The 13,465-nt window shown below is 71.1% G+C and carries 9 protein-coding genes; 5 read left to right on the forward strand and 4 right to left on the reverse strand.

Annotation, left to right across the window (positions count from 1 at the left end):
• Positions 1-2: 2 nt before the first annotated feature.
• A complete protein-coding gene (locus R3E98_00500; protein ID MEZ4421859.1) occupies positions 3-2,909 on the reverse strand; it encodes a TonB-dependent receptor in 2,907 nt (968 codons plus the stop codon).
• A 269-nt stretch (positions 2,910-3,178) separates the two neighbouring features.
• Here R3E98_00500 and R3E98_00505 point away from each other — a divergent pair, with 269 nt between their 5' ends.
• The 5 genes from R3E98_00505 to R3E98_00525 all read left to right on the forward strand — a co-directional run bounded on the left by R3E98_00505 (position 3,179) and on the right by R3E98_00525 (position 6,589).
• Complete coding sequence (locus tag R3E98_00505) at positions 3,179-3,592, forward strand: hypothetical protein (GenBank protein MEZ4421860.1); 414 nt, start codon at positions 3,179-3,181, stop codon at positions 3,590-3,592.
• 47 nt (positions 3,593-3,639) lie between these two features.
• Positions 3,640-4,470 carry a hypothetical protein gene (locus tag R3E98_00510; protein MEZ4421861.1) on the forward strand — a complete coding sequence of 277 codons (831 nt, stop codon included), beginning with the start codon at positions 3,640-3,642 and terminating at the stop codon, positions 4,468-4,470.
• Positions 4,467-5,633 carry a di-heme oxidoredictase family protein gene (locus R3E98_00515; GenBank protein MEZ4421862.1) on the forward strand — a complete coding sequence of 389 codons (1,167 nt, stop codon included), beginning with the start codon at positions 4,467-4,469 and terminating at the stop codon, positions 5,631-5,633. The genes R3E98_00510 and R3E98_00515 overlap by 4 nt, the downstream gene beginning before the upstream one ends.
• Positions 5,634-5,752: 119 nt before the next feature.
• Entirely contained in the window at positions 5,753-6,208 is a 456-nt protein-coding gene (locus tag R3E98_00520) for a BLUF domain-containing protein (GenBank protein ID MEZ4421863.1), read from the forward strand.
• Positions 6,209-6,406: 198 nt separating this feature from the next.
• Positions 6,407-6,589: a lasso RiPP family leader peptide-containing protein gene (locus R3E98_00525; protein ID MEZ4421864.1), complete on the forward strand. Its 183-nt coding sequence runs from the start codon at positions 6,407-6,409 to the stop codon at positions 6,587-6,589.
• A 291-nt stretch (positions 6,590-6,880) separates the two neighbouring features.
• On the opposite strand, the gene R3E98_00530 is transcribed toward R3E98_00525, so the two are convergent.
• From R3E98_00530 to R3E98_00540, 3 genes are all read right to left on the reverse strand, one after another.
• Positions 6,881-8,794: an asparagine synthase-related protein gene (locus tag R3E98_00530; GenBank protein ID MEZ4421865.1), complete on the reverse strand. Its 1,914-nt coding sequence runs from the start codon at positions 8,792-8,794 to the stop codon at positions 6,881-6,883.
• A gap of 88 nt (positions 8,795-8,882) precedes the next feature.
• On the reverse strand, positions 8,883-11,615 hold the full coding sequence (fdhF, locus tag R3E98_00535; protein ID MEZ4421866.1) for a formate dehydrogenase subunit alpha: 2,733 nt from the start codon (positions 11,613-11,615) through the stop codon (positions 8,883-8,885).
• Positions 11,612-13,324 carry an NADH-ubiquinone oxidoreductase-F iron-sulfur binding region domain-containing protein gene (locus R3E98_00540; GenBank protein MEZ4421867.1) on the reverse strand — a complete coding sequence of 571 codons (1,713 nt, stop codon included), beginning with the start codon at positions 13,322-13,324 and terminating at the stop codon, positions 11,612-11,614. The genes fdhF and R3E98_00540 overlap by 4 nt, the downstream gene beginning before the upstream one ends.
• Positions 13,325-13,465: the final 141 nt, after the last annotated feature.

Below are 13,465 nucleotides of genomic sequence, written 5' to 3' on the forward strand. Positions count from 1 at the left end.
CCTCAGAACGCGGTCCGCAGGGTGAATGTGAACTTCCGCGGTTGGGGCATGGCCAGGAAGCCGCTGAAGTTGCTGTCGTCTCCGCCGCGGTAGGCCATGCTGGGGTCCCAGCAGTTGCAGTCGTCCCACCACCAGAGGTTGTAGCCGGCCAGCGACACGGACGTGCGGCCCGCGCCGATCCGGTCCGACAGGGACGCCGGCAGCGTCCAGCTCAGCGAGACCTCCTGGATCCGGATCTGGTCGCGGCTGTCGTAGGCGCTGACCAGCGTCCAATAGTTCAGGATGGAGTCCGTGGCCGGGGTCGGGTCTCCGGCCGCGTCCAGCGTCCGCAGATACTCGTCACCCGCGCGCTGGCGCACGCGGTACGGGCGATCGCCGTTCGAGAAGGTGGCTCCCCATTCGCCCCGCAACTGACCGTAGATGCGGAAGTCCCCGAAGGTGAGCGTGTTCGAGAAGGCGCCGTTGTACTTGGGCAGCGGCTGCCCGCGGAACACGGCGGTGTCGGAGCGGCTGTGGGTGCGGGTGGCGGCGTCCCAGCCCGTGATCTCACGATCGAACAGCGCGCCCACCGGATAGCCTTCGCGGAAGTTGCCCAGTCGGCCACGATCGGCCGTGGGCCCCAGGTCGACGATCTCGTTCTGGTTCCAGTCGAAGTTGACGTTGGTGTTCCAGCGCAGGTTCTGGTTCGCGATCGGCGTGGCGTTGAGCGACACCTCGACGCCCTGGTTGGAGATCTCGCCGACGTTCTGCAGCTGTGCCTGGCTGAAGCCCTCGCTCGGCGGCAGCTGGATCTGCAGCAGCGCGTCCTTGGTGCGCGCGTTGAAGTAGGTGAACGTCAGACCCAACCGGTCCTCCAGGAAGCCGGCGTCGAAGCCCACCTCGATCTCCGAGGTCTTCTCGGGCTCGAGGTCGGCGTTCCCCGGGTTGAGCGGGGTGACGCCCGGTGCGTCGTTGAGCACCGCCGTGGCGTCGTAGGTCTGGAACTGGTCGAAGGCGCCGGGGAACTTGCCTGCCTGGCCCCACGCCGCACGCAGCTTCAGGCTGCTCACCATGTCGGGCAGGATATCGTCCTCGGAGGTGAGGTTGTACGCCAGGTCCGCCTTGGGGTAGGCCTGCAGGCCGTAGTTGGCGCCGAAGGCGCTGTTGCCGTCCACGCGCATGCCCACCGTGGCGAACAGGCGATCATTGAGCTCGAAGCGGTTCTGCCCGAACACCCCGATGTTGACGGTCTCGGCGAAGTTCTCATCGCCGAACGTGTTGGCGGCGCCGCCCACGGTCGTCACGCCCGGCCCGGCGAAGCCCAGCCCGGTGGCCATCGAGACCTCGGTGGTCTCGCGGAAGCCCTGCGCACCGAAGGAGAAGTCGCCGCGCAGCGCATCGCTCAGACCGTACTGCAGGTTGCCCAGATACTCGGCCGTGAAGGTCCGGCCCGTACGGTACCCGATGTTCCGCTCACCCACCTCACCCGTGTAGACGTAGAAGAAGCCGAACGGGAGCAGGCGCGTCTTCTGCTCGTCGATCTGGTCCACGCCGAAGGTGAGCCGGTGGGTGAAGTTCTGCATGGGGGTGAAGTTGACGTTCAACCCGCCCGTCCAGCGGCTGGCGTCGTCGAAGGTCCTCACCTCCTGGATGTTCCGGACCGGGATCCAGGGCTCGCCGTAGGGCGCCTCGGCCGTGGCCTTCTTCGGGTCACCGATGGTGGCGTTCCCCAGCAGGGACATCCAGTTGTTGCCGGACTGGAGCGCCCAGATCCGGTTGCGGGCGTAGGCGCTGTTGATGCCCACGGACCATTTGTCGCTCGCGGTCCAGTTCAGGTTCACGCGCATGTTGCCGCGCTTCTGGTCGTTGGGCTTGATGGAGCCTTCTTCGTAGTTGAAGCCACCGGACACGAAGTAGGTGATGTCCTCTCCGCCGCCCGACGCGGTCAGGTCGTACGTGTTGACGAGTCCGTTCTCGATGAGGCTCTCGTTGGCGTCCAGCGCGCGCGTGCCGTCCGTCCCGACGAAGTTGGGGTACAGCGTGGTCGGGAAGTTGGCCCGGTGCCGGTTGAAGCCGACCGTGGTGGAGAACGTGAACTGCGGCGCCGAGTTGGACCGTCCCTTCTTGGTGAAGATCTGGATCACGCCGCCCGACGCCTCGGAACCGTAGAGCGTGGCCGCGGCCGCGCCCTTGAGCACCTCGATGCGGTCGATCTCCTCCGGATTGATGTCCGAGAGGCGGTCCTCGCCGGCTCCACCAGAGAAGGCGCAGCACGTGGCCTGTGCGATCCCGCCCCACTCCTCCTGGTTGGCGTTGACGCGCACGCCGTCGATGTAGATGACCGGGCGGGTGTTCAGCTCGAAGGTGGACGTCCCGCGGATGCGCAGGTCGCGGCCGGCGCCCACGCCGCCCACGACTCCGACGGAGCGAACGCCGGGGATGCGGGCCTCCAGCGCCTGGCTGAAGCCCTCCACCGGCACGTTCTCCTGCACCTGCGAGAGATCCACGCTGGCGATGGAGTTGCCGAGCTTGCGCTTGGAGACGGCGCCGGCGGTGCCCGTCACCACGACCTCATCCAGCGCGATCGCGCTCAACTCGAGCGCGAAGTCGGATACGGCGGTCTGGCCGGCGGACACGGTGACCTGCGTCTCGGCCGTCTTGTAGCCGATGTAGGTGACCCGGACCGTGACGGTGCCCGTGGGCACACCCGTGACGAGGTAGCGTCCCGACGCGTTGGAGAGGCCGCCGCGGGACGTCCCGTCGATGCTCACCTGGGCGCCGTTGATGGGCTGCCCGTTGGTGATGTCCGTCACCTGGCCGGTGACGGCGCCCGTCTGCTGCGCAGCGGCGGCCACGGGCAGGAACGCGAAGGAAAGCAGGACCAGCAGTGTGGCCGGATGGACTCCCGGCCTCGAACGAAGAGTGCGCATAGTCGACTCCGTGCGGGTTGCAGGATACGACGGTACCGGTCACACCTCTGGCGGGAGGGAGGTGTGTGGGGAGAACCAACGCTGCAGACTACTCCCGGCGCGCCGCGTCTGTCAAACGCTTACGTCGTTGCGGCGGGCGGGTTTCGGGCGTGCGCAACGGGGGCGGCGAGCCCCACTCCGCCAACCGGCGCCGGTGGCGGCCGCCGCCGTCCTTTCCGGCCTGCCGGGTCTGGGCTACGATGACCCCGTCCACCACGCGGAGGGGAAGCATGGTCAGGAGGACCCGCAGGACCGGGCTGGGTCTGGCCGGCTGGCTCTGTGCCGCCGTGCTGGGGGCCTGCACGGAAGAGGAGCCCGAGCAGGCGCTCGTTCGACTGGACAGCCCCGACCGCACCCAGGCGGTGCTGGTCACCTCCACCGACTTCACGGTCGAAGGCGGCACCACCACCCTGCTGGAGGCGGACACGGTCACCGTATCCCTGCCCTTCGAACAGGTCTACCCGTTGGACAGCCCGGCCCGGTTCTACTCCTACGCGTCCTTCGGGGACACGCTTCCGGCCACGCTCGCCCTGACCATCTTCATCGACGAGCGGCAGTGGTTCGCGGACTCGCGGCGTCTCAACGACCCGGAGCCGGCGGGCCTGGAATTCACCTACCGGTGGTCCACGGGTCTGCTGTTCTGAGGCGGGCGCGCCACCGCGGGTCGCGCGCCCCGCGGGTCTGGCTCGGGGTGCTGTCGCTGCTGGCGGGGTGCGCCCCGCCGGACGCGGGCCTCTCCCCTCCGGTGGCGGCGGTCGGCACGGATTCCCTCACCGTGGATCGGCTGGCCGAGCTGCTGGTGCTCGCCCAGCCGCTGCCCCTCGAGCCTGCGCCGGTCGAGGCACTCGTCCGTCACTGGATCGAGGTCACCGCGCTCGCCGTCCACGTCCGGGGCGGTGGGGATCCCCTCGCCGACTCGCTGGTCACCGCCAGCCTCTGGCTGGAGCTGCGCGAACGAGCCCTGGGCGGCGCGACGCCGGCCCCGCCGTCGACCCAGGTCGCGCTGGAGGCGGGTGCGGTCGAGGTGGCCCGCGGGCTCGCCCGCACTCCCGAGCGGCCGCCGCCGGTGGACGCGCCCCTCGTGCGCACCTCGGGAGCGGTCTTCTCGGCGTCGGACCTGCGGCGCTATCTCCTCTTCCTGCCGGCGGAGGCGCACGCGGAGATCGCTGTCGCGCCGGAGGCGGAGGTGGCCGCGTTCCTGGGCTCCCTGGCCACCCGCGAGGGCGCGGCGCGCGATCGCCTCGCGGAGGTGCCGCAGTCCGTCCGCGACTCGTTGGTGCGCGCGGGCCGGGCGCGCATCGCGGACGCGCTGCAGGCGCTACGGACGCCCCAGCCCGACGCGGCCGTGCTCGACGTGGACGCATACTTCGATGCGCTCGTCGCGCGCCGGACCGACCAGGTGGCCCTGCCGCCGCTCCTCGCGGCGGCGCTGCTGGATGCGGTCGCGTGGGAGCTGGATGCGGACGGGTTGGAGCAGGCGTTGCAGCAGGCGCGCGCCCTCCTGGGCGGAGCGGGCGCGTGAGCGGCCGGCGCCGGGCGCTCGCGAGCGGCGTAGGCGTGCTCCTGACCCTCGCAGCCTGTGAGCCGGCGCCCCCGGTCGTGGCCGCCCCGGGTGCCCCGCTTCCGGCGCTCGAGGAGGCCGAGCGCGGACGCTTCCTCCTGGGCCGCGCCGTGTTCGAGCGCCTGGCCACGGAGGAGGAGGGGCTCGGCCCGCTCTTCAACGAGGCCCGCTGCAGCGGCTGCCACGATCAGCCCGCGATCGGCGGGGGAGGGCTCATCCTGGTCCGGAAGGCCACGCGTTGGGAGGAGGGCACCTGCGACCTCCTGCGTGCGCATGGAGGCGACAACCTGCAGGCGAGGGCTTCGGCGGCGTTGCAGGCCGCAGGACTGGGACCCGATCGCCTGCCTGCCGAGGCGAGCGACAGCGGCTTCGCGCTGCCCCCGCCGCTGTGGGGTCTCGGGCTTCTGGAGCGGGTTCCGGAGGCGGTCCTGCGCGCCCACGAGGACCCGGAGGACCGGGACGGGGACGGCGTGTCCGGCCGCCTGGGCCGCACGGAGGACGGGCGCGTCGGTCGCTTCGGCGGGAAGGCGGATGTGGCCACGGTGCGGGACTTCGTGGAGAGCGCGCTGCGCTTCGAGCTCGGCTTCACCACGCCTGACCACCTGGAGGAGGAAGGCCCCAACGGGCAGCCGCTCCCACCCGGGATCGATCCGATGCCGGACCCCGAGATCGACGCGGCCGGGATCACGCGCCTGGTGGACTTCATCCAGTGGCTGGCGCCTCCCGAGCCCCTGCCGCTGGCGGCCGAAACGGAGTCCCGGGGCCGTCAGGTGTTCGCCGCCGTTGGGTGCACCTCCTGCCATCTGCCCGAGCTCACGACGGCGCGGGACGGCCCTCCCTGGAGTCGTGGCGTGCGCCTGGAGCCGTGGACCGACCTGCTGCTGCATGATCTCGGCGAGCCCCTGCGCAGTGTCTGCGGTCCCGGCGCATCTCCGGTCGAACACCGTACGCCCCCCCTGTGGGGCCTGGGGCGGCGGGAGCGCTTCCTGCACGATGGGCGCGCGGGAACGGTGGACGAGGCCGTCCGGCAGCATGGTGGGGAAGCCGAGCGGGTCCGGGACGCCTACGAGGCGCTGCCGGAAGCAGAGCGAGCGACGCTGCTGGAGTGGTTGGCCGCGCGCTGAGGCGAGCAGGGGACCGCGCAACCCGCGTGGAAGCCGCCACACCGCGACTGGACCGGACGCTCCGATCCACCGATGCTTACCCTCGACGGACAACGCGCTCCCGACCCCTCTGCGCCGCCATGGATCCTGCCGACGACCTCGCGTCCGGCCTGATGCAGCTCGTGTACGTCAGCATCGCCGTCCAGCCGTTCACCGAGGACGACCTGCTGGCGATGCTGGTCCCCATCCGCATCCGCAATCAACTGCATGATGTGACCGGTCTGCTGGTCTTCCACGACGGCCGCTTCTTCCAGGTGCTGGAAGGTCCCGAGGACGCCGTCCTGACCATCTACGACCGCATCCGCGACGATCGGCGACACCACGACCTGGAGGAGCTGTACCGGGGCGAGGTCGCGCAGCGCCTCTTCGGGGAGTGGTCGATGGGGCTGGTCCACACGGACGCCATGCCCGCAGGCCCGCGCCTGGGGGTGGTCGACTTCCTGCGGAGCGGGATCGGGACGGCGCCGGGCTCCGAGGTGCAGCGGCTGCTGATCGCGTTCCGGGACGGGTTGTTGCGCGAAGACCTCGACATCTGAGGAGGCGATCCCACAGTTCGCGGGTCCACGGGCGCTCCACCGGCACGGATAAACATCCGGCGCCGCCCCGGAGCGACGGTCGGGAGCCAGCGATGACGCCCCGGAAATGGCTCAACGGCGCCACGTACGGCGGTTGTCCCCTTCGCGGTCCCTCCTGCGCCAAGGGGAATGGCGAACCCGCGGCTTGACCTTCGCAGCATGGCCGCTCAACTTTTCACACGGATTGACCCCCTGCAGGAGGCATTCATGAAGGGCATCCAGAGCTACGAGGCTCCAAAGCTCACGCAGTTCGGCACCATCCGCGAGCTGACCAAGTTCGGCGGTGGCGCGTGCAGCGATCACCCGGTGGGTGACGCCGTTACGTGTCCGACGCGTAGCTGACCGAGCAACCCGGCAGCCGGCCCCCCGACGGCGGCGCCGGAGCAGCACCGAGAGTCTGGCGCCCGTCGGGGGGCGCCAGGCTCTTTTTTTCGCGCGTTTTTTTTCGCCCGGACCTCTTCGCGCGCCTGACGTTCCCGATCCTACCTGCGGGACGTTCCCTATCCCGCAGCGACCTTCGTACCCGCAGGCGCCCGCGGATCGCACGTCGAGCGAGCGCCCGCAGGCGCCCGCTCCCCAGGGACGTTCGAACTCCCTGGGAACGTTCGAGCTCCCTGGGAACGTTCGAGCTCCCTAGAGGCGTTCGAGCCAGAGCGCGAGCGTGAGCGTCCGCCACAGTCGGACGACCTCGAGCTCGCCGGACGTGTTCTGCAGGAACGCGTCGCGCGCGTGCGCAGTCCAGTCCGATCGCACCCAGCGGGAGATGCCGCCGGGGTCGTCGGCGACGAGGGTCTGCAGACGCTGCAACTCGAAGCGTTTGAACGCGTGGAAGAAGCCGGGTCCGAGATCGGACTTCCCCACGCGCGTCTCCACCGCCGCCGGCAGGATGCCGTGGAGCGCGCGCCGCGTGATCGACCGCGTCCAGCCCTCGCGCACCTTCTGCTCCGGCGGCAGCGACAGGCACAGCTCCACCATCCGCCGGTCCATGTAGGGAAGCCGCAGGTCCAGCCCGAACCGCGCAGCCAACGGGTCGAGCACCTCCACGGTCCGGAACAGCAGCGGCCGCGTGACGAGCCGGTGATGGTGGTCGCGCTCGGACGTGACGGGGCGCTTGGATGGCGCGCGCAGCGGGTCGAGCTCGGACGCGAACGAGGGCGTCAGGAACGGCGCCCAGTCGGGGTCGCGCCCGAACGGCATCGGTGCGGCGGGCGTCCGCCCCCGCAGCCGCCGGAGGAGGGTGGGGAGGCCGGTGGCGTCGAGGCGGGGCCCCAGCGTCTGGTAGCGCAGCAGCTCACGGAGCGTGGGCTTCCACGGCCGCCCACTGCGCGCCCCCCACGCCGACAGCTCGCGGCGTAGCCGCAGGAGCTGCCCCCTCCGGGCGTACTCGGCGAACGCGCCCAGGCCGTGGGAAACCACCGTGTCCCCGTCGTAGCCGTCCAGCAGGACGCGCGCGCCGTGTGCCTGCGCCCGCGGAAACAGACCCCAGCTCAGATGCAGGTTGGGTGCGGGATTGGGCCGGTCGAGCAGGGCGACCACCTCGTCGTGGTCCGCCAGCGGGGAGAAGCGATCCGCGTGCAGCAGCTCGGAGCGCGCGGGCCAGGCCTCCAGCACGGCCCGCAGATAGGGCTGCTCGTCGGAAGCGGCGACGTCGTCGTACACGCCCGACAGCGTGACCAGCGGGTCGCTCACGCCGGCCTCGCGCCGGATCCACCCCGCCGCCGACACGATGGAGGAGGAATCGAGGCCGCCACTCAGCATGGCGGCAACCGGCGCGTCCGACCGGAGCCGCACGCGCACCGCGTCCAGGAAGACCGCGCGGAACTCCTCCTCGACCTCCGCGTCGCTGGCGGGGGCGTGGACGCGCGTGGGATCCGGCTGCCACCAGGCTTCGGTGCGCACGCCCCGCCCGTCCACCTCCAGGCGATGCCCCCAGGGCAGCGCCCGCACGTCGCGGAAGATGGTGCAGGCGGGATCGTCCACCACGGGAACCAGCAGGTGGAGGGCGACGCCGGAGGGATCGAGCGCGTCCCCGACCCACGGGAGCGTGCGCAGCGCCTTGACCTCGGACGCGAAGGCGAACCCGTGCGCGTCCGACCAGGCATGATAGAGCGGCTTGATGCCCATCGCGTCGCGTGCCCCGTGCAGCCGACCCTCCCGACCGTCCCAGAGCACGAACGCGAAGTCGCCGAGGAGACGGGGAAGGCAGGCGGGCCCCCAGCGCTCCCACGCCGCCAGCAACAGCGCGGCGTCGGGCAGCGGCGGATCGGCGTGCCGGTCGAGACCGAGCGCGTCCAGCAGCGCGGGCCGGTTGTCCAGACGCAGGTCGGCGGTGAGCACATGGACGCCGGACCGCGAGGACAGGGGCAGCCGTTCGTGACGGGCCTCTGGCGTGGTGATCCGGTGGGCGCAGCCCAGCCCCACCGCTCCCTCCCGCCAGACGTGCAGACCATCCGGGCCGCGGTGGGCCAGCGTGGCCGCCATGGCGTCGAGGAGCGACGGGTCGACGGCGCGACCGTCCGGATGGAAGAGACCGAAGATCGCGCTCATGGAAGGGAGGCGGAGGACTCGCTGGCGAAGGGGGCGGAGCCGCCGGGGCTCCGGTCCCCCCTGCCAGGACGGCGGTCGGGACCGGCGCTCAGGGGGCCGGCGTCACGCGTACGGGGCAGACCTTGAGCTCGGCCGTGTGCGTGACCGGATCGTAGCCGCCTCCGGTGAGGTTGTTCACCGGCACGTCGTTGAAGCTGAAGGATGCGAAGACCGTGCCCCGTGGCGAGCGGTTCGTGGCCCTGACCCGGATGTTGACGCACCCGCGGGGGCTGGCGAGCTCGGCCCAGCCTCCGTCCGCGAGGCCCCAGGCCGCCACGTCATCCGGATGGACCTCGAGCACCTCCTCCGGCAGGAGGTAGTCGATGCCGGCTGCGCGTCCGGTCTGGGTGCGGGTATGGTAGGACGCCAGGCGTCGCCCGGTGGTGAGCCACACCGGGTAGTCGGACGAGATCGTCTCGGCCGGATCGCGGTAGCGCACGAGCTTGAACAGCCCGCGTCCGCCCTCGATCGGGAAGTCCTCCTCGTGCAGGCGGGGCGTGCCGGGATGGCCGGGCTCGGGCACGGGCCACTGGTACTCGCCGTGTTCGATCCGGTCCCAGTCGAGCCCGGCATAGATCGGCGACACCGCGCACAGCTCGTTGAAAACCTCCTTGGCGGAGGCGAAGCCGAAGCCCTGGAAGCCCATGCGCTGCGCGAGCTGGTCGATGATCCACCAGTCCGGACGGGCCTCTCCGGGAGGCGGCACGGCGGCCCGCAGGCGCTGTACGCGCCGCTCCGTGTTGGTGCAGACGCCGTCCGTCTCGGCCCAGGCGCTGGCCGGGAAGACCACATCCGCCAGCGCGGCCGTCTCGGTCATGAAGATGTCGATGACCACCAGGCAATCGAGGCTCTCCAGCGCGTGCTGGCAGTGCTGGCGGTCGGGATCGGAGACCACCGTGTTCTCGCCGTCGATGAGCATGGCGCGGATCCGGTCCCCGGCCAGCTCGAGCGCCGTGACCTTGGTCATGCCCTTCTCGAGGTCGGTGGCGCGGCCGTAGACGCGCTCGAACTTCGCCTGGTTCGCAGGATCGGTGACGGACTGGAAGCCGGCGTAGTTGTTGGGCAGCGCGCCGCAGTCCCCGGCTCCCTGGATGTTGTTCTGGCCGCGCATCGGGTTCACCCCGGTGCCCTCACGGCCGATGTGGCCCGTCATGAGCGCGAGGTTGCACAGGCTCTGCACGTTCTCGACGCCGCAGATGTGCTCGGTGATGCCCAACGTGTAGTAGATGGCTCCGCGCTCGGCCTGCGCGTACCACAACGCCGCGCGCTCGATGTCGGCCGCGGGCACCTCGCAGATGGGCGCGGCCCATTCCGGCGTGAAGTCCTTCACGTGCTCGAGGAAGGCTTCGGCCTCGCGGGTGCGGCCTTCGACGAAACCACGGTCCACCAGGCCCTCGCGCGCGATGACGTGCGCCATGGCCAGGAGCAGCGCGGTATCCGATCCCACCCGGATGGGCAGCCACAGATCCGCCAGGTCCGCCAGGCCGATCCGGCGCGGATCGGCCACGATCATGCGGGCCCCCCGCGCCAGCGCCCGCTTGAGGCGGGTCGCAGCGACGGGGTGGCACTCCGTCATGTTGGTGCCGATGCAGAAGATGACATCCGGCTTCTCCATGTCGACCAGCGGGTTCGACATGGCCCCTCTCCCGATCGTGGCCGCCAGACCGGCGACTGTGGGAGCGTGTCAGGCACGGCTGCAGTTGTCGATGTTGTTGGTGCCGAGCCCCGCCCGCATGAAGCGCTGCATCATGTAGGCGGCCTCGTGCGGCGCGCGGCCCGAGGCCACGCCGTAGACGGCGTGGCGGCCGTGCTCGGCGACCACCCGCCCCAGACCTTCGGCGGCGCGGTCGAGCGCCTCGTCCCACGTGGCGGGGCGCAGCTGCCCGTCCTCGCCGCGCACGAACGGTGTCTTGAGCCGGTCCGGGTGCTGCACGAAGTCGAAGGCGAACTGCCCCTTCACGCACAGCGCGCCCTTGTTGGCCGGGCCGTCCATGGCCGGCAGCACGCCGACGAGCACGTCGCCTCGGGTCTGCAGGTCGACGGAGCAGCCCACCCCGCAGTACGGGCAGATCGTGCGCGTGCTCTCGGTCTCTCCGGGCACGTCCTTTCGGGCCAGGGCCTTGAGGTCGCCGAGCGCGCCGGTGGGACACGTCTGCACGCACTGTCCGCAGAACGTGCAGGACGAATCCTTGAGCCAGCCCCCGAACTCGGTGGTGATCTGGGTGTGGAACCCCCGGCCCTGGATGGAGATGGCATAGTCGCCCTCCTGCTCGGCGCACACGCGCACGCAGCGGTAGCAGGAGATGCAGTTCTCGTAGTCGCGCAGGATGAACGGATTGGGATCGTCCGGTCGGCTCGTGCCCGAGCGCGCGCCTTCGAAGCGACCGGAGCGGGCCTCGTAGCGGTCGAGCAGCGTCGCCATCTCCTGCGAGGCGTAGCCGGACAACGGGTCGACATCCGTGTCGCGGTTCTCGGAGGCCACCATCTCCATGAGGACGCGGCGATGCATCTCCAGGCTGGCCGTGCGCGTACGCACCACCATGCCGGGCTCCGCGCGCGTCGTGCAGGATGCCACCGGATTGCGCGACCCCTCGACCTCGACGACGCACAGGCGACACCCGCCGAACGGATCCAGCCTGGGGTCGTAGCAGAGCGTGGGGATGTCGCGGGCGTGCCGCTCCGCCACCTCCAGGATCGTCTCGCCCGGGCGGAAGTCGACCTTCTCGCCGTCCAGCGTGAACGTGGGCGTCCGACCGTTGCTTCCGTTGGCGTTCGCGATCATCCCTGCCTCCCGGCCGGGCGGGATCCGTTCCCGCTACGGCCCACGTGATGGGCGACCTGCTCGGGAAAATACCGGAGCAGGCTCTCGGTGATCAAAGGCGCGGCCTGACCCAGGCCGCACGCGCTCGTCTTCTTCATCGTCTCGTTCAGGTCGGCGACCTCGTCCACCCACGCGTCCAGGGTGGAGGGGCCCCGACCGGAGAGCCGCTCCACCAGCCGCTGCGTGCCGATGCGGCAGGGGAAGCACTTCCCGCAGGACTCCTCCGCGAAGAACTCCATGGCGTCCCGGGCCACGGCCACCATGTCCCGCGTGTCGTCGAAGACCATGATGCCGCCTGCGCCCAGGAAGCCGCCCTTCGACCGGATGGACGGCTCGTCCAGGGTGACGGTGTCCAGGTCGGCCCCCCCGAGGAAGCCGCCCGACAGGCCCGCCATGGTGACGGCCTGGATGGCCCGCCCGGCGTGGGGACCACCCGCCCACTCCTGCAGCAGCGTCCGGAGCGGCAGCCCGATCGGCACCTCGTAGTTGCCGGGGCGGGCGATGTCGCCGGACAGGCTGATGAGCTTGGTACCCGCGTGCTCCCCCAGCCCGAGGTCGGCGTACCAGGCGCCCCCGTGCACCAGGATGGGCGGTACGGAGGCCAGCGTCTCCACGTTGTTGACCGCGGTGGGCGTGCCCTCGAACCCGTGCGTGACGGGGAACGGAGGACGGTTCCGCGGAAAGGGATGCTTGCCCTCCAGGGAGTTGAGGAGGGACGTCTCCTCCCCGCAGATGTAGGCCCCGGCGCCGCGCCGCAGATGGATGCGGAAGGAGAAGCCGGAGCCCAGGATGTCCTCGCCCAGGAGGCCCGCGCGCTCGGCGGCCGTGATCGCCTCCTCCAGGATGCGCATCGTCTCCGGGTACTCGTAGCGCAGGTAGAGAAAGCCGCGGGGCGCGCCGGTCGCGTACCCGGCGAGCGTCATCCCCTCGAGCACGGCGAAGGGATCGTGGTCCATCAGCACCCGGTCCTTGAAGCAGCCCGGCTCACCTTCGTCCGCATTGCAGACGACCGTCTTCGGCGCGCCTTCCGCCTCTGCCACCGCCTTCCATTTGCGCGCGGTGGGAAAGCCCGCTCCGCCGCGTCCGGCAAGGCGGGAGCGCTCCACCTCGGCCAGGACGTCCGCCGGACCCAGCGTGCCCAGGACCCGTTCGAGCGCAGCATAACCGCCGCTCCCGCGGTAGCCCCCCAGGGTCGCGCGCCCCGGCGTGCGGATGTGCGCGAAGACGCACTCGGTGCTGCCCGCGGGCGGGGGTGGCGGCAGGGGCGTCGGACCGCTGGACACCACGCCGCCCGGGTGCATCACCTCCACCCGGTCGCGGGTCAGGACGGGCACCGGCTCGTCGCAGCGGCCCGGGCAGGGGATGGCCAGGGGGCGGCGACCCGCGGTCTCCAGGGCCTGCATCACCTCCTCGGCGCCGCGGGTGCGGCAGACCGGGCCGGTGCACACGCGGGGTCGGTCGAGCCCCTCCGGCTCCCGCGCGAAGTGATGGTAGAACGTGACGGTGCCGTAGAGGTCGGCGATGGGGATGCGCAGGCCGCGCGCCACGGCGCGCAGGGCCTCCTCGGACAGGTGGCCGTCCCGCTCGTGCAGCGCGTGCAGGATCGGGAGCAGGGGAGCGGGATGCCCGCGCCACCGCGCCAGGATCGCTTCGTTGCCGTCTGGGCTCATGTGCCCCATTAGGCGGCGCGGAAGGCGGCGACGCAACCGGTGGCGACACGGGGCGTCTCCGATTCGTGACGTTCGGGTTACGTGGAGCCTCTGTTGCGCGCGCCGGCCGGAGGTCGAGCTTCGGGGGACCCTCTCCCGGAC

It is taken from the genome of Gemmatimonadota bacterium (assembly GCA_041390125.1).
In the GTDB taxonomy this organism is placed as follows: domain Bacteria; phylum Gemmatimonadota; class Gemmatimonadetes; order Longimicrobiales; family Gaopeijiaceae; genus JAGQIF01.